The sequence below is a fragment of the Pseudodesulfovibrio senegalensis genome (assembly GCF_008830225.1).
Classification (GTDB): domain Bacteria; phylum Desulfobacterota; class Desulfovibrionia; order Desulfovibrionales; family Desulfovibrionaceae; genus Pseudodesulfovibrio; species Pseudodesulfovibrio senegalensis.
Genome location: NZ_WAIE01000004.1, coordinates 318,904 through 335,690, shown reverse-complemented (window position 1 = coordinate 335,690; position 16,787 = coordinate 318,904). Strand labels below are relative to the sequence as shown.

The 16,787-nt window shown below is 57.8% G+C and carries 14 protein-coding genes and 1 tRNA gene; 8 read left to right on the top strand and 7 right to left on the bottom strand.

The genetic code is table 11. The features are described from left to right. Nucleotides 1-219: 219 nt before the first annotated feature. The 6 genes from F8A88_RS11480 to F8A88_RS11455 form a co-directional block, all read right to left on the bottom strand. Nucleotides 220-2,334: an acetate--CoA ligase family protein gene (locus F8A88_RS11480; protein ID WP_151151291.1), complete on the bottom strand. Its 2,115-nt coding sequence runs from the start codon at nt 2,332-2,334 to the stop codon at nt 220-222. Between the two features lie 99 nt (nt 2,335-2,433). Then, nucleotides 2,434-2,766 carry a hypothetical protein gene (locus F8A88_RS11475; RefSeq protein WP_151151290.1) on the bottom strand — a complete coding sequence of 111 codons (333 nt, stop codon included), beginning with the start codon at nt 2,764-2,766 and terminating at the stop codon, nt 2,434-2,436. Nucleotides 2,767-2,774: 8 nt separating this feature from the next. Next, on the bottom strand, nt 2,775-4,967 hold the full coding sequence (locus F8A88_RS11470; RefSeq protein ID WP_151151289.1) for a LamG-like jellyroll fold domain-containing protein: 2,193 nt from the start codon (nt 4,965-4,967) through the stop codon (nt 2,775-2,777). A gap of 14 nt (nt 4,968-4,981) precedes the next feature. Next, on the bottom strand, nt 4,982-5,503 hold the full coding sequence (locus F8A88_RS11465) for a prepilin-type N-terminal cleavage/methylation domain-containing protein (RefSeq protein WP_151151288.1): 522 nt from the start codon (nt 5,501-5,503) through the stop codon (nt 4,982-4,984). A 10-nt stretch (nt 5,504-5,513) separates the two neighbouring features. Then, entirely contained in the window at nt 5,514-5,954 is a 441-nt protein-coding gene (locus tag F8A88_RS11460) for a type II secretion system protein (RefSeq protein WP_151151287.1), read from the bottom strand. Further along, nucleotides 5,951-6,493 carry a pilus assembly FimT family protein gene (locus F8A88_RS11455; RefSeq protein ID WP_151151286.1) on the bottom strand — a complete coding sequence of 181 codons (543 nt, stop codon included), beginning with the start codon at nt 6,491-6,493 and terminating at the stop codon, nt 5,951-5,953. The genes F8A88_RS11460 and F8A88_RS11455 overlap by 4 nt, the downstream gene beginning before the upstream one ends. 138 nt (nt 6,494-6,631) lie before the next feature. Here F8A88_RS11455 and mobA point away from each other — a divergent pair, with 138 nt between their 5' ends. Next, nucleotides 6,632-7,240 (top strand): molybdenum cofactor guanylyltransferase, encoded by a 609-nt coding sequence (gene mobA, locus F8A88_RS11450; protein ID WP_151151285.1) that lies wholly within the window; start codon nt 6,632-6,634, stop codon nt 7,238-7,240. Between the two features lies 1 nt (nt 7,241). On the opposite strand, the gene mobB is transcribed toward mobA, so the two are convergent. Continuing rightward, nucleotides 7,242-7,751 (bottom strand): molybdopterin-guanine dinucleotide biosynthesis protein B, encoded by a 510-nt coding sequence (gene mobB / locus F8A88_RS11445; RefSeq protein WP_151151284.1) that lies wholly within the window; start codon nt 7,749-7,751, stop codon nt 7,242-7,244. Nucleotides 7,752-7,901: 150 nt separating this feature from the next. On the opposite strand from mobB, the gene F8A88_RS11440 reads away from it, so the two are divergent. From F8A88_RS11440 to F8A88_RS11410, 7 genes are all read left to right on the top strand, one after another. Further along, on the top strand, nt 7,902-9,119 hold the full coding sequence (locus tag F8A88_RS11440) for a molybdopterin molybdotransferase MoeA (protein ID WP_161598403.1): 1,218 nt from the start codon (nt 7,902-7,904) through the stop codon (nt 9,117-9,119). Nucleotides 9,120-9,204: 85 nt separating this feature from the next. Then, on the top strand, nt 9,205-9,747 hold the full coding sequence (locus F8A88_RS11435) for a hypothetical protein (RefSeq protein WP_151151282.1): 543 nt from the start codon (nt 9,205-9,207) through the stop codon (nt 9,745-9,747). Between the two features lie 272 nt (nt 9,748-10,019). Continuing rightward, nucleotides 10,020-11,276, top strand: a complete 1,257-nt coding sequence (locus F8A88_RS11430) for an EAL and HDOD domain-containing protein (RefSeq protein WP_151151281.1) — start codon at nt 10,020-10,022, stop codon at nt 11,274-11,276. 10 nt (nt 11,277-11,286) lie between these two features. Continuing rightward, complete coding sequence (locus tag F8A88_RS11425) at nt 11,287-12,171, top strand: universal stress protein (protein WP_151151280.1); 885 nt, start codon at nt 11,287-11,289, stop codon at nt 12,169-12,171. Nucleotides 12,172-12,225: 54 nt separating this feature from the next. Further along, nucleotides 12,226-12,301 (top strand) — tRNA-Thr (locus tag F8A88_RS11420). A 297-nt stretch (nt 12,302-12,598) separates the two neighbouring features. After that, nucleotides 12,599-13,669, top strand: a complete 1,071-nt coding sequence (locus F8A88_RS11415) for a DUF3644 domain-containing protein (protein WP_151151279.1) — start codon at nt 12,599-12,601, stop codon at nt 13,667-13,669. A gap of 396 nt (nt 13,670-14,065) precedes the next feature. After that, on the top strand, nt 14,066-16,696 hold the full coding sequence (locus F8A88_RS11410; protein WP_151151278.1) for a PocR ligand-binding domain-containing protein: 2,631 nt from the start codon (nt 14,066-14,068) through the stop codon (nt 16,694-16,696). The last annotated feature ends 91 nt before the right edge of the window (nt 16,697-16,787 follow it).

The window sequence follows — 16,787 nt, the reverse complement described above, 5'->3', positions numbered from 1 at the left end:
CGACGCGTACAACACGTACGCGAGAGGTCGCCGTTCTCGCAGCAACACCACCAGCAAAACACCATGCTCCTCTGGCTTCTTCTCCCCCTCCCTCACCGACCACGCCGCTCTGGCGGGCGAGAAGCGGACGGGGGCAAGGCGCAAGAGAATGACGGGCTCGACGCGTACAACACGTACGCGAGAGGTCGCCGTTCTCGCAGCAACGCAGCCAACGCCCGCTTATCGCCCGCCAGAAGAGAGGGTGAGACGGACGTCTGCGATGATGGCTTGAGAACTGTTGACCAAAACGGGATTGAATTCGGCCTCCAGAATCTCCGGAAAATCCGCGGCCAGCTGGGACATGGCCAGAATGATGCCTTCAAGGGCCTCGAAATTGACGGGGCGTTCGCCCTGCAGGCCTTTGAGCAGCATGTATGATTTGATTTCGCGCACGATGTCGTGGGCGTCCCCGGTGGTCAGCGGCACGAGCCGGAAGGCGATGTCCTTGAGGATTTCCACGTAGATGCCGCCCAAACCGAACATGAGCAGCGGCCCGAACTGTTCGTCGCGGTGAAAACCCACGATGACCTCGCGGCAATCGGCCGGGGCCATGGCCTGCACAAGGCATCCCGCAAGGTAGGCATCCGGCCGCATGCGTTGGGCGCGGGCGGTTATGTCCTGAAACGCGGCGGCAACATGGTCAGCCGTTTTCAGGTGCACGCGCACCCCGTCCACGTCGGTCTTGTGTGATATCTGGGGCGAGGCAATTTTCAGGGCCACGGGATAGCCGATGGCGTCGGCTGCGGCCACGGCTTCGTCGCTGGAACGGGCCAGCCGGGTCTGCGGCGTAGGCAGGCCGTAGGCTTCAAGCACTTCCCGGGCGCGGAACTCCACAACCTCGTTTTCCCCCCGCTGCAAGGATTCGTCGATGAGCCGACGCACCGGAGCCGTATCCTTGGGCAGAACGGGCACCGTGGATTCCGGGCGGCGCTGCCACAGGCCGTATTCATACATGGCCTCGACGCTATGAACGGCCGGTTCCGGAAATCCATAGCAGGGGATGCCTGCGGCACGCAGCAGGTCCCGCGCTCTGGCCACGCGTCGGCTGCCCATGAACACGGCAAAAACCGGCTTGCCGTATCGGGCGGAAACATGGATCACGGCCTCGGCGATCTTTTCGATGTCCACCGCGCCCGTGGGCGTGAGCACCACCACCAGGGAATGAACCATGGGGTCCTCGGCCACCACTTCCAGCGCGCGGCGGTAACGGTCCGCATCCGCATCCGCGATGATGTCCACGGGATTGTAGAACGCGGCATAGCTGGGCAGGAATTCCTGGAGGCGCTGCACGGTGTGCGGCTGGAACGAGGCCATGCCGAGACTGGAGCGCTCCACAACATCCGCGGCGATGATGCCCGGGCCGCCCGAGTTGGTGACCACGGCCACGCCCGGCCCCTTGGGCAGGGGCTGCTCGGCAAAGGCGCGGGCAAGATTGAACAGGGTCTCCACATCGCCCACGCGGATGATGCCGGACTTGCGAAAGGCGGTGTCGTAGGCCTGATCCGAACCGGCAATGGCACCGGTGTGGGATGAGGCGGCCTTGGCACCGGCCGCGGTGATGCCGGATTTGATCATGATCACGGGTTTGTTGCGGCTGGCAATGCGCGCCTGACGCATGAATTCCTCGCCGTTTTCCACGTTCTCCACATAGCCGAGGATCACGCGCGTCTGTTCGTCGCGGTTGAGGTGGCGCAACATGTCGGCCTCGTCCAACACGGCCTTGTTGCCAAGACTCACGAACTTGGAAAAACCGATGCCCGCGCCCGTGGCCCAGTCCAGAATCGCCACGCACAGGGCCCCGGACTGGGAAAAGAATGCGATGTTGCCGGGGGCGGGCATGTTCGCGGCAAAGGAAGCGTTCACCCCGGCCGGGGCGTTGATCATGCCCAGGCAGTTGGGTCCGAGCAGCGCCATGTTGGATTCGCGGCAGAGTTCTGCCATCTTTTCTTCCAGCCGATACCCTTCGCGCCCCACTTCCTTGAACCCGGCAGTAATGACGATGACCGAGGCGCACTTGCGTGCGGCAAGCTGCTCCAGAGCGGGCAGCACCATGTCGCGCGGCAGGCAGATCACCGCAAGATCCAGCCGCGAGGGCAGGGCTTCCATGTCCTGCACCACGTCAAGGCCGAGGATTTGCCCGCCTTTGGGGTTCACGGGAATGAGGCGGCCCTTGTAGCCGGCCGCAAGCATGTTGGAAAGCACGGAATGACCAATCTTGCCCTCGGTGGCGGAAGCGCCCACCACGGCAACGGAATGCGGCTCGAAGAAATGGCGTAAATTATCGTTTTCGTTCACGAATATCTCCAAAATATCAAAAAAAGAAACAGCAACGGGGTGCACGCGGACACCCGATGCAACAAGCCTGCGCGAAAAGAGCGCCTCGGACACGGACAACTACTGGTCATTTTTTCCGGACTTATGAATGATGATCATGTCGCCGGGAGGCGAGGATGCGGCATCACCGTCGACCGAACGCTTTGTTGCGGCTGGCCCGCTTGGGGACGGTGCGGGCGCATCCGCATTGCGCTGTTTCTTTTCCTTGCCCGTTTCCTCGAGCTTCTTGAGCAACCCGGCCGGCATTTTTTCCTCATTGGCCTTTCCGGAGCGCACGTCCCGAACATACGAGGAATAGTCGTCGCGTATTTCGTCGGCCACGCCCACAACGGGCATGTTCACAAAAAAACAGAGCGCCGCGGCGGCAAGAATGATCGTTGCTGTACGCTGCATCCTACACCTCACATGGTCCCGGCCTGATAGATCGTGCTGATCTCATCGGGCGTCAATTCGCGGTCGAACAGGAAAACCTGATCCACGACCCCGTCCAGACAATAGTTGTTGGTATTCGTGCCGTTTCTGGCCCGCGTGGCCCCGATGATCACGGGAGTGGCCGTATTCAGGGGAACGCCCGTGCCCCAGGAAAATACATAGGTATTCTCCAGCACGCCGTCCAGATAGAGCCGCAGGGTGTAATTTTCCCAGGTCAGCACGGCATGATGCCAATGGTCACGGTCATCGTCGTTGTTCTGCAAAACCGTGGAACTTGCCACGGAAATGGGCCAATCCCATCCGAGCACATTCAGGGTCACGGTTCCCTGCAGATAGTACCGGCTGCCCCCGGAACGCACCAAACGCAACATGTAATCCGGATCGCTGGAATCGGAGCTGGCGCTGCCCTTGCGCAGCAGGCCGTAGCGGTTGTCGCCGGAGCGGAACTGGTTGGGATTGAACCACAGGGAGACCGAACCGCGCGGCGAAAGATCCATGGAACTGTCATAGGGAATCAGAATATGTCCGGGCCGACGGTTGTTGCTGGAACGGATGGTACGCAAACCGGCCCCGCCCGAGGCGGTCAACCCGGCCACCCATTCCGCATACGTCAGCCTTTCGGAACCGTTGCTGTGCGGATTGACCTCGCCGTCCGCACCGGTGGAGGATTCGTCATGAATGTCGTAGCCAGCGCCCTCGTCAATGGTCCAGCCCATGACGTAATCCGAGGGAACCCGGTTGTTCCATGTGGCCGGGGTGGAGGCGGTGTCTCCCCGAAAAGCCAGCTGCCACTCTCCCATCTGCACGAACTGGGTGGCCGCGCCCGTGCCCGAGGTCCAGCCCCAGTAGATGGTGTTCATCTGGGCATGGCGGGTGGCGTCGAGCGCGATGACGTCCACAAAATCCGGGGCCACGTCAAAGTCCGTGGTCACGTCCCTGTAGCCGGTTTCCATGGTGTCGTTGGCCTGACGGATCCAGCCACGAAGGTTGTACAGGTAGTATCCTGCGGCATTGGGCGTTTGGGACCGGTGCAGCTCGATGCGCGCCACGGCCACCCGGCTGCCGTTGTACCCGTCCTTGAGCCAGTTGGCATAGGAGCGATAGAAATACCCGTCGTTGCCTATGCCGGAGTCGTTCCAGTCATAGGAGTTGCGCGGCTCGGATGAAATGTCATCGCCCTCTTCATGGCGGTTGTCGTCATAATACCTGCCGCGCCAGCACGAATCATCGGTTTCGCCCCAATAAATGAAGGCAACATGGTCATAGCGGTTGCTGGCGTCATTGCGGCTGCCCGCATTGCAGGGCGAGTTGTTTCCATTGTAGTAAATGTCGAACTCCGTGCCCAATTTGGGCGGGCTGATACCCTTGCCGTCGAACCCCTTGCCCGCATACCCGAGAAGCTCGCCCATACCGGAATCGCCGCCGCAACTCATCAATGCATTGGTATCGGCGTTCTTGATGGTGAATGTGATGCCGTCACCTTGGGCGTTGGCATCGAAATCCAGGACAAAATAGGTACGCAGGCCGGTCCCGAGTCCGCAAACACCTTTTTCACAGGACGCCTTGTCCCCTTCATACCACCGGCAGCCGTAGGTACCGTAATTGCTGTTGCCGAAAACCACGGTCACCTTGCCCTGGGCATCTTCGACGGTGGTAATGCCGGGGTTGCCATCGTCGGCCACGGTCACGAAATCCTTGCTGTCGTCGTCCGAGGTAATGGGACCGTCCGAACCGGACGAACTGGGCGCATTGAAATCGTATTCCAGCGTGGCCGTCGTGGGAGAAAGACCGTTACAGGCCGTGCCAACGGAACGGACAGTGAAATCGGGCCGGTTGTCCGTGAACGTCAGATAGAAGGTACTCCCGTCAGCCAGCGTATAGGTGGTGGCGTTCATGTCCGCGAGGACCTGGTCCGCATCGCTGGAATCCGTGGCGGCGCGCATTTCGCTCATGGCGTAACGGATGCCGGACTCGGCAACGTACTGCGCCCGTTTTGCACAATCCGGCTCGGCCGTGCCCACCGAAGAGGTGCTCACAAAGGAAACGATGCCCGCCCCCAGCAGGCCGAAAACCACCACGCCGATGATGATGTAGATGATGGCCACGCCGCTGCGCGGACCTTCCCAGCCGACATGGTGCATTGCGCTATTTCGATTCTGCATGGTTCCTCGTACGCTTAAGGAGCAAGATGCACAAAATTCCTGGGCATGACCCGCAGGGAATACGTTGTGCTGTCGCCGTTGCCCAAATCCATGGACAGGGAAATGTTCAGGGCCGATATCTCGTCGCCGCCGCTGCCGTCCAGATCGGCGGTATCGGCGCTCATGGTGCAGTTGCCAAGATCATCAAGCAACAGGTGTTCGCCCGTTCCGTCGCCCGGATTCAGATATATGGTCCCGTTGGACGAATAGTACCGAAGCGTCCTGACATTATCGAGAGCCGTCACCGTGGTTTCATAAATGATCCTGTCGGACTGGACCAGAATGTCGCCGGTGGCGCTGCGATCGTCACAGTCGCTCAGTTCGATGTTCATGCGCTCGAGCGCGATACTCGCCTTGGGCACGACTTCCGAAGTGATGCGGGCAACGGAAAAACCCCGGATCCCCTCCACATAATAATACCCGGCCACCATGCCCACGAACGAGAGGATGACCAATGAAACCAAGACTTCGATGAGCGTAAACCCCTTGCTGTTCATGGCCCGCCCCCTAGTAGTTCACGGCATTGTCTGCCGCTTCGGTCCTGCTGGGCGCAAGGATCGTGGTCAGGGTTATGCCTCCCGGCTCCTGCACGGAAACCTTGAGCAACGAACCGGACGATGTCTCGCTGCCCCCGGCGCGGGGAAACGACACGTAGCTCATGGTCACTACCCCGGACGGTGCATACTGGTCGGCATTGTTGCGGCTCACCAGCTGGGAAAGGGCCGCATCGCGCGTGGCGTCGTCGTTGATCAGTTCCACGTAATCCGCGACCACGTCCTCCATGATCGCCTGCGCGCTCACTTCGTCCCGGCTCCAGTCGATCTGGCGGGGAGAAAGGGAAACCTGCTTGCCGAGCATGGTGACCACGATGGCGGCCAGCACTCCCACCATGCCGATGACGATGATGGTTTCCAAAAGGGAAAAACCGGCTCTGCGCTCTCTGGTCATTGTATGAATCCGGTTTCAGGTTCTATGGAAAAATCATGGCTGTCGCCGCTGCCCGACACCGTGAGTGTGAACCCGACGGCACTGCCCGTGCCGACCTTGGTGTTCACGGCCGCGCTGGTGTAGGATGTGTAGGGGATGCCGTATCGATCGAAATAGACGGTGAATGCGTCCATGGCCATGCCCTTTGAGGCCAGCGAGACCTTGTCTGCGCCTGCCCCGGGAAATGCGCGTCGGTCCGCGGCGCTGTCGGGATCATTCCCGGTAAAAAGCCAGTAGTCCGTGGCATCGCAACGCACGCCCCAGACCGAAGCCTGCTTCATGGCCCGAATCTGGGCATGTCGAATTCGCGAGGCCACCTCCATGCGCCTTGTGGCCATTTCGGCCGAGCTCATGTCGAACATCTTCGTACCGATCACTGCGGCCAGAATACCGACGATCAGGGTGATGACCACCAGCTCGATAATGGTGAATCCCTGTTTGCCGCGGGGCGTCAATGCCCTCCGGCCCAGATTGTGCTGCACGCTGTTCCTCCACCTCATGGACGTTTTCTCCCAGAAAACAGCATACCCCACTCCCGCGCCCTTGGGAACCCCATACGCCGCCCCGCAAAGCTTACATCCTGGGTTGCCTTGATATTTGAACGGTTCTGTGGAACATCCGATATCGTGACGAAAAACATGCACAATACACAGATTTCCGCCATCATTCTGGCCGGCGGCAAAGGCTCGAGGCTGGGCAATGTGAACAAGGCCTTCCTGAAGGTGGGCAGCACGCGCATCATCGACAGGCTGCTGGCGGTCTGCACCCCCATGTTCACCGACATCGTCATCGCCTGCCGGGACACTGAGACCTTTGCGCTGCCCGGCGTACGCGCCGTTGCCGACCATTTCGACATCCGCAGCTCCCTGACCGGGCTGCATGCCGGGCTCGAAGCCATCACCGGCGACCGGGCCTTTGTGACGGCCTGCGACGCCCCATTCCTGCACCCGGAAATGGTGCGGCTGCTCGTGCGGGAGTCCGCACCCCAAAACGGAATAGGCCCGGACATCACCATCCCACTCAAGGAAGACGGCTACCACGAACCCCTGTGCGCGGTGTACTCCACGCGCTGCCTGCCGCACATCGAGGCGCAACTGCGCACCGGCAACCTGAAGATCACGGACTTTTTCGGGCAGATGAATCTCAAAAACGTCCCCGCAGACAAGCTGCGCGCCGCAGACCCGGACCTGCGATCCTTCATGGGCGTGAACACCCCACAGGAACTGGAACAGGCCCGCAAACGCTGACTCAGAGCCGGAACAGGGCGCAGACCATGTCGGCCACGCCCGGAGCATCGTCCGAGGCAAAGCAGGGCACATCCACGGCAACAGGATCGTCCGTCACCAGCGCGATCACGTTTGCTTGGGCAGGATCATCTTCCGCACACAACGGTTTCGCATGGGTGCCGCTCCAATGCACCTCGATCTTGGGATGCCCGGACCGGTAGTAGCCCTCGGTGAGCACAATGTCCGCATGGGCAAGCAGGGTCGCGGCCAGATCCTCGGGCGCCGGCTCCCGGTCCACGCTGCGCACCAGCGCCACCTTGTCGGGCGAGGCAATACACACGGCGTCCGCACCGCACCGGCGATGCCGCCACGAATCCTTGCCCTCGTGGTCAATGTCGAAACCATGGGCGTCGTGCTTGACCGTGGCCACGCACAGGCCGCGCCGCTTCAACTCGGGGATCAGACGTTCCAGGAAACGGGTTTTGCCGGATCGCTTCTTGCCCACCACACAGAGTATCGGGGATCTATTCATTGCCGCTCCTTGTATGGCGCAATCTATGCCACCAACCAAACCGAATGTGAATACCACGACAACGCAGGTGCTTTACAAGGTCTGAATCCGATGCCACAATTCACGACACGGGCCGCACCGCGCCCGCACCCGGCGCACACGGAGAATCCCATGAGCGTATCGCTTGCCCAGGCCTTGGACATCATCACGGAACACGCCCGGCCGGGTCGCGTCAACTCGCTGCCCCCGGCCATCACCCACGGTTTTGTGGCTGCCGGGGACATGACCGCACAATGCGACGTGCCCGAATCACCCCGCTGTGCACGTGACGGCTTTGCCATCGCCTCTGCCCAGGCCGAAAAGGCATCCTTTTTCAAACCCGTGGGCTTTGCACCCAGCCATACCGTGCTTGCGGAAACCGCAAATCCGGGTTCCATTGCCTCGGGGTCCGCGGCTCGCGTGTTCACGGGCGCCCCCGTGCCCGAAGGCGCGGACTGCGTAGTCCCCAACGAAGACGCGACCATGCGCAAGGGCAAACTCATGGTCACCACGCCTCCCCGTCCGGGAGAACACCTGCGCGCCCCGGGTTCCGACCTGTCCCGGGGAACTTTACTGCTCCGGGCCGGGGAACTTATCTCGCCGACAGTCATGGCCGCGGCCGTGCGCTCCCGCGTGCAGGAAGTCGATGTTTTTGAACGCCCTTCCACCCTGATACTGGCACTGGGCAGCGAACTGGCCGACCCCGAAGACGTCGTGGCCGACGACACAGGCTTTCCGGCGGACAATCCCGTGCTGCTGCGCGCCCTGCTCCGGGAGCACGGAGCCGGAACAAGCATGTACCATGTGGTGCAGGACACCATGATGGACATCCTGCACGAACTGGAAAACCCCGAGGCCCGCCTGGTGATCACCACAGGGGGCACCGGCGGCAGTGAACGCGACCTTGCGGCCCGGGCCGCCGAGGAAGCCGGGTTTTCCATGCTGTTCAAGGGCGTGGACATGCGGCCCGGCCACAACTGCTTTTTGGGGGAACGGGACGGCACGCTGCTCTTCGGCCTGCCCGGCCCACCGCCCGCGGTGCTGGCCTGCTGGCGCATGCTGGTACTCCCGGCCCTGCGACTCATGCGCGGCCTCGACGAACCGGACAAACCGGTTCCAGCCACGCTCGCCAAAGGATATTCCGTGCCTGCAGGGCCGTCGCGCATCATCCCGTGCTCCCTGGAACTGCGCCGGTCCCGGCTCATGGCCACACCGCTGGACGACCCCGGAACCCCCGTCATGCAATCCATGATGCAAACCGGCGGATTCATTGCCGCCCCTCCCGGCATAACTGCCAACAAAGGTGATGAAATCGAGATACTTATGCTTCGTCCGCGTCTTTTTTCCTGATTCCCACCTCAAAACTTCGGTTTTTTGCAACCGGCTTGCACAGACTCCCACTTTATGCCATGCAATGAACAGGGGAGTATTCTATATGATCGTACGTTTCTGCGCCGCACTTCTGGCTGTGGCGATTCTTGCGTCCACCGTGCTTGGCGGCGAACCGTTTCCGGACATCGAACTGAACGGACAGCAGCCTTCCGTGTACCAGACATATCTGGAAACGGAAGACACGCCGCTGCATCTTTCGGACATTCCGTCACCATACGTGCTCATCTATGTCTTCAACGTGTACTGCGACGCGTGCGGCAAGGACATGCCCAACGTCAACAAGGTCTTTGAAATCCTCGACGGCCAAGGTCTTTCCAACCGCATCAAGATGATCGGCTTAGGGCTGAACAACTCGCTTTTCGAGGTCAACTTCTTCCGCAACAAATTCTCGGCTCCCATGCCCGTCTTTCCCTATTCCGAGACCGGGACCAGAATAACGCACGGCAAAGACGATTGTCCGGTCTGCATACTGATACGCAACGACAAGAAAAGCTCCCCCGAGACGGTCCTGTATCACGACGGCCCGGTAGAGAACGCCGAGGAATTTGCCGCGAACGTGCTCCGCTCGGCCGGATACGGCAACTGACCCACAAAAACCGGCAGTCCTTGCCGCAGGCAAAACCACGATATGTCGCGGCAACACGGCATCATTCCAACCGCACACGGCAGAAATCGTGCGCCCTTTTGTCGCGTGCAAGCACCACCCCACGCATCCACCAGGTCTGCCCATCCGTGCTTGCCGAAAAATGTTACATTTTCGGCCAAACGATGATATATAATTGAAACGAATTTTTATTATTATGTAGGGATATGATATTGAAAGCACATTGATACCTGATAAAAAAAAGCGATATCGGCATGAACAGCACCACGACGGATCAAGACACTGACAATCAGGACCTATTCATCACTCGAATGCCGGTGTTTGACCGCGAAAAAAACATCTGGGCCTACGAGCTGGCCTATCATGGCGACCCGGACGTCTTTTCCCCTGCGGAAACCGATTCCGCCATTCTGGACAGGGTCATGGAAAACACGGAAGAAACCCTGGGCGCCCCGAACTGGCACGGCAAAACCCTGATCACCTTGTGCGGAGACGCCCTGCCCCACTGCCAGCAGGCCATTTCCCTCAACGGGTCCCACGTCATTTCCCTCACATCTCCGGCAACGGATGCCGACCGCATCGACTCCATTGCCAAGACACTGCAGGACAACGGCTCCCGCCTTGCCCTGGACTCATCCGTGGAGCCGGAAGCATTCAGTGTGCTCAAAGAACACGCGGATATCGTCACCATGTCCATGAAGAATCATTCGCCCAAGGATGTCATCGCCTTCCGCAAGCAGATGAAGGATTTCACAGGACGACTGCTGGCAACGGACGTTGAAACCTGGGAGGATTATCAGGGAACCCGCGCCCTCGGATTCGCGCTCTTCCAGGGCTCGTTCTTCACCCGCCCCTTCAGCCTGACCGAGCAGACCCTGAACAGTGCGTCCGTAGCCAAACTGGGACTGCTGCGGGAACTGAACGCGCCGGAGCTGGACATGCAGCGGCTGGCCGACGTCATTGCCACGGATGTGGGCCTGAGCTACCGGCTGTTGCGCTACATCAATTCTGCGGCATTCGGGCTCCCCAACACCATCAAGTCCATACAGCAGGCGGTTTCCCTGCTGGGAACCAAGGAAATCCGGCGCTGGGCCATGGTCGTGGCCATGACCGACATGGACAACACGCCCAAAGGCGAGGAACTGGCATACATGGCGCTGCAACGGGCGCGGTTCCTGGAACAGCTGACCGAAAGCCTGCCCTCTGTAGAACATCCCTGCGAGCAGATGTTCCTGCTGGGACTGTTCTCACGTCTGGATGCCCTTATGGGCAACGAAATGAGCGACATCCTCAAGGACATCCCCCTTGATGCCGAATTGCTCGAGGCGTTGTGCGGACAGCGAGGCTCCGAGCTCGGCGACGCGCTGGACATGCTCGACGCAGTAGAACGAGCCGACTGGAAAACAGCCAACGCCCTGCTGCTCAAATACAAGGCGTGCTTCACCACAACAGCAACACACTACCTCAAGGCCTCCACCTGGGCATCCCGGCAGGTGGCAGGCATGATTTAGCGGAAAAATCATGGAAAAACACATTCTCGTCACGCTGACACAGGGGCCGACCTCGTCATATTCCTTGCGGTTCATCCACGAACTGTTCGCCCATCTGGACGATGTGCGGCTGACACTTTTCTACGTTACCCCGCGCGCACTCAACTGGGACGCGAACGCGCCCGACATGACGCCCAGCACCGAGGTGGAGCAGGAAATCCGCCGCATCAAAAGCAACAAGGCCGCCCCGACCCTGAACAAGGCGCGGCAATGGTTGCTGGACGTGGCCGGAGTCGACCCGGACAAGGTGGACGTCAAAACCGTGCAGTCGCGCAAGGGGGTGGTGCGCGAAATCATCGATGAAGCCCATTCCGGCCTCTATGATGCCGTGGCCTTGGGCCGCAAAGGGTTCTCGTGGTTCGAAACCCTGTTCGAAGACAGCATCTCCCACGAAATCCTCTGGCGTGAAATCGATTTTCCCATCTGGATATGCAAACGCCCGCCCGAAGGCGAACGCCGCAACGTGCTGCTCTGCGTGGACGGTTCCGCTCCGAGCCTGCGCATGGCCGACCACGTGGGCTACATGCTCCGCGAGCAGGAAGAACAGACGGTAACGCTCTTTCACGTGGCTGAAAACAACGTGCCCATGGACAACAGCGTTCAGGATATGTTCGGGCAAGCCCGCAGCGCGCTCATGGAAAACGGCCTGCCCGAGGAACGCATAGAATACAAAGTGGTCACCTCGAAAAACGTGGCCCACAGCGTGATCAACGAAGCCTGCAAAAGCAATTACGCGGCCATTGCGCTGGGCAAGCGCGGCAACAGTCCCAAGGCCATGGACAACTTCTTTCCCAGCTCCCTGTGCATCCGGCTCATGCGCTTGTGCGAAACCACAAGCCTGTGGATCAGCAAATAAGACCAATTTTCCACTTGACCCGCAGGCCCGGCTTCATTTACAAAAATCGACCTCGCCAGGATAGCTCAGTTGGTAGAGCAACTGATTCGTAATCAGTAGGTCGTCGGTTCAATTCCGATTCCTGGCTCCAAAAAACACAAAGAAAGTCCGCTATTTACATGGCGGGCTTTCTCTTTTTCAGCACCCCAGCACTCTACCCCACTCCTCAAAGGGGAACTGTAGGGGAACTTTTGCCGTTTTCAACTGCCTGAAAGTTGTCGGCACTACCCCAGCTAACCAGAGCCATTTATACAAAAGGCCGCATGCAACAGCTTGCCTAAGCATTGGAATTATGCCTACTTGCTGAGCTATTATTATCGCCCAGCGAATAGGCTCTTAACATCCAACAGCCTCTGCCCAAAGCTGGCAAAAAACGAAGGTCATTGTTATGAAGCGCGAAGTAAAGCTCTTAAAAGAAAGAAGCGTCGACTCCCTCATCTTAGCTGTTGAACACTTCAATCGCCCATGGAATCGAGGACGCATCGAAGCTGTCCTCATATTGATGGACCACGCCTTTGAGCTATTACTGAAAGCATCTATTCTTCAGCGCGGTGGAAAAATCAGGCACAAAGGAGACAAAAACACAATTGGCTTTGACGCGTCTGTTCGTCGAGGACTGACGGATGGCAAAGTAAAGTTCCTCACCGAAGAACAAGCATTGACCCTCCAAACAATCAATGGGCTAAGAGATGCGGCCCAGCATTACTTAATCGACCTCTCAGAAGGCCAATTGTACATTCACGCCCAATCAGGGGTGACACTTTACACAGACATATACCAAGAGGTCTTTGGTGAAAATGTCGCAAACGAACTTCCTGACCGAGTTTTGCCGATTTCAACACATGCCCCTGCAGACATCACGACGCTGTTCAATAGTGAAATTGAAGATATAAAGAAGCTACTTGAACCGGGCAAACGGAAACGAATTGAGGCAAGAACAAAAATTAGAGCTCTTGCAATTTTTGAGAACACGGTATCAGGCGACAAATCACAGCCAAGTAAAACAGAACTAGACAAGTTGTGTAATAGGATTCGCGATGGTGAATCACTGGAAAAGCTCTTCCCAGGAGTTGTTTCACTCAACTACTCCACTGAAGGAGAGGGAGCGAACATATGCCTAAGATTGACCAAAAAAGATGGCATCCCCATCCACGTTGTCCCTGAAGGCGACCAAAACGGGTACCCAGTTGCGATAAAAAGGGTCGACGAGCTAGGCTACTATTCACTGGGAATTCAGAAGATAGCTCAAAGCCTCGGCGTATCTCACGTTAAATTATTGGCAGTCGTTGGCCACTTGAAACTCCAAGATGACCCCGACTACTTCAAGCTGATTAAAATTGGAAAAAGTAAACATAAACGATACTCCGCGAAGGCCACTAAGGTGCTTTCAGACTTTCTGAACAACAACGACCTCGACCAATTCTGGGAAGAGCAGAAGAAGAAAAACAACAACCGCTGAGGGCCAGACCAATGAAAGCCCGACGTCCGAAAGTCGACTTCCCGCTCTGGCGAAAAAAAGTTGGCTCATCACTCTTTGAATCAGCCGGGACCACTATCCCCAAAATGGGTCTGTGAACTCTGGGAAATCAATGAGAAGTTCCAACACATCCGCTCAAAAAAGGACAAAGCTTCAGAAGCGAGAACTGGCCTCGGTTCTTCGGACCACTGAGCGACGATTGTAAGGTGGACACGTTTACGAACTACGCCGCTCTTTCGGTTCAGGCCAGCCTTCCATTGAGCGGGGGAAACAATCATAGCATTGCGGCTGAATATGATTGAAAACAAAAAACGATATGATATTAGACTAGGACTGGTGTTGTTTCAGTTGGTGTATCTTTTACGATAGTAGGCCTTAATGTCGAAAACGAACAGAGATCAAAAGGGGCTTAAGGCCGAATTGGAGCAGGCCCGAGCCCGGGTTGCGGAACTGGAGCGTCGACTGAAGGACGTTTCAGGGATCGAGGAACAGGGTGCGCAGACCATGAACTCCACTCTATCGACCGAGGAGTTCCGGGCCATTCTGGATATAGATGCGATCCAGGCCATGATGGAAGATTTCCACCGAATCACAGGGTTTCTGGTGGCCCTACTGGACACGGCCGGCGTAGTGCATGTGGCCGTGGGCTGGCAAGACATCTGCACCAAATTCCACCGAGTCAATCCGGACACGGCCGCCAATTGTCTGAAAAGCGACACGGTTCTGGCCCAGGATCTCAAACCCGGCCAGTTCTCCCTGTACAAGTGCCGCAACCACTTGTGGGACATGGCCTCGCCCGTCATGGTCGGAGACAGGCACGCGGGCAACATCTTTTTTGGCCAGTTCATGCTCGAGGACGAAGAACCAGACAGAGACTTCTTTCGGTCCCAAGCCCGCAGGTACGGTTTTGACGAATCCGCCTATCTGGACGCCCTTGACCGAGTGCCCCGCCTGAGCCGCGACCGGGTGGACGCAGTCATGTCCTTTTACGTCAAGCTGGCGGAAATGCTGGCCGAATCCGGGGTAGCCCGCTGGAAATTAACCCAGACCGTGAGCCATTTGAACGAGGTCAGGCTACGGCTTCAGCAAAGTGAGCAGCGCTATAAGGCCTTATTCGCCGCTGTAAGCGATCCCGTGTTGGTGGCCGACAGAAAAACGGGCATCATTGTGGAGTGCAACAAGGCTGCGGTGAACTATTTTGGACGCAGCAGGGAGCAAATCATCGGCTCGCCCCAACACGAACTGCACCCGCCGCAAACTCCCATGAAACATGGCGTTACCGAAGACTTCAAACGCCATGTGACTGATCCAAATCACTCAGAGGAAGTATGGCTCCTGGCCGCGGGAGGAGAGCCGCGACTCGCGGAGGTCTCTGCGGTCACATTTGAGATCGGGGAGAGCTGTCTCATCTTGGGTCTATTCAGGGACATCACCGAACGTAAAAAGGCAGAGGAGGCGCTCAAGGCCAGTGAACAACAGTTCCGGGGCTTGCTGGAAAACGTGGATATGGTGGCTGTGCAGGGGTACGACGTAGAACGCAAGGTCATCTTTTGGAATGCGGCCAGCGAGCGGCTGTATGGGTACTCGGCCGAGGAAGCTCTTGGCAGGAAGCTGGAAGACCTGATCATTCCCGAACCCATGCGTGCCGAGGTTGTTGGGCTGGTTACGGATTGGATTGAAAATGGAAACGCCATCCCTGCCGGTGAACTCCAGTTGCTACGAAAGGACGGCTCTCTGGTGCCAGTGCATTCTTCGCATGTGAAACAAGAGGACTCTCAGGGCAACTGGGCAATGTATTGCATAGACGTGGAATTGACCGACATCAAGAAGGCTCACGACCAGTTGCTCAAGGCCAAGGAAGAAGCCGAGGCCGCCAACAAGGCCAAGTCCGAGTTCCTGGCCAACATGAGTCATGAAATCCGCACGCCCATGAACGGTATTATTGGCATGCTCCAGCTTTTGCAAACCACAGAACTCGACAACGAGCAAAAAGAGTATTCATTGATGGCCCTTCAGTCATCCAACCGACTGACGCGCCTGCTTGCCGACATTCTGGACCTTTCCAGAGTCGAGGCCAGCAGACTGGAAATCAGGTCCGAACCGTTCGACCTCTCTGAGGTACTCGACCAGTGTATGGAGCTGTTCACCCCCACAACAAAGCAATCTGACGTTCTTTTGAACGTAGACATTCATCCCGATGTCCAAAGAAGGGTTGTTGGCGATCCGGCGCGTCTGCAGCAGTTGCTTTTCAACATAATAGGGAATGCGCTCAAGTTCACGCATTCAGGGCAAATATTGGTGGCAGCCTCCCCATTGCCTGCCATGGAGAAAGAGCAGGCCAGAGTATTATTTTCCATCTCCGATACGGGGATAGGAATTTCCGACGATACGCTCGACACGCTCTTCACGCCGTTTACTCAAGGCAGCCAAGGGTATACGCGCACACATCAGGGAGCCGGACTCGGCCTTTCCATCTGCAAGCGTTTGATTGAATTGATGGGCGGCAATATTTCCGTTGAAAGTGAGCTCGGCAAGGGTACCACCGTGCATTTCACCATCACCTTTCTGCGGGACGCAACACCCTCGTCAACGGGAGAATTCGCTGAAGTCGGGACTCGGCTTATGGGTACAACGGGAAAAATACTTTTGGCTGAAGATGACCGGATCAGCACCATGACTGCCGTCAAGCAGATGGGAAAAATGGGTTTCGAAGTGACATCCGTGGAAAATGGAAGACAGGTGCTGGAGACCTTGCGCAAAGAGTCATTTGACCTGATTTTGATGGACGTGCAAATGCCGGTCATAGATGGCGTTGAAACGACCAGAATGATTCGGGCAGGTGATGCGGGCGAAAAGAACAACGGCATCCCCATTGTCGCTATGACGGCTTACGCCATGGAAGGAGACAGGGACAAATTCCTGGCCGCCGGGATGAACGACTATCTGGCCAAGCCCGTGGACATGGATGAATTGGAACAGACTATCGAAAGGATGATGGGGAAAGAGTAGTCAGAATCGGTTCTGGCCTCTGGTTTTTTTTGTCGTGGTCCCGGATATGAATGCCAATTGGCCACCTGGTGTCCATTGGCCGTGCCTATGT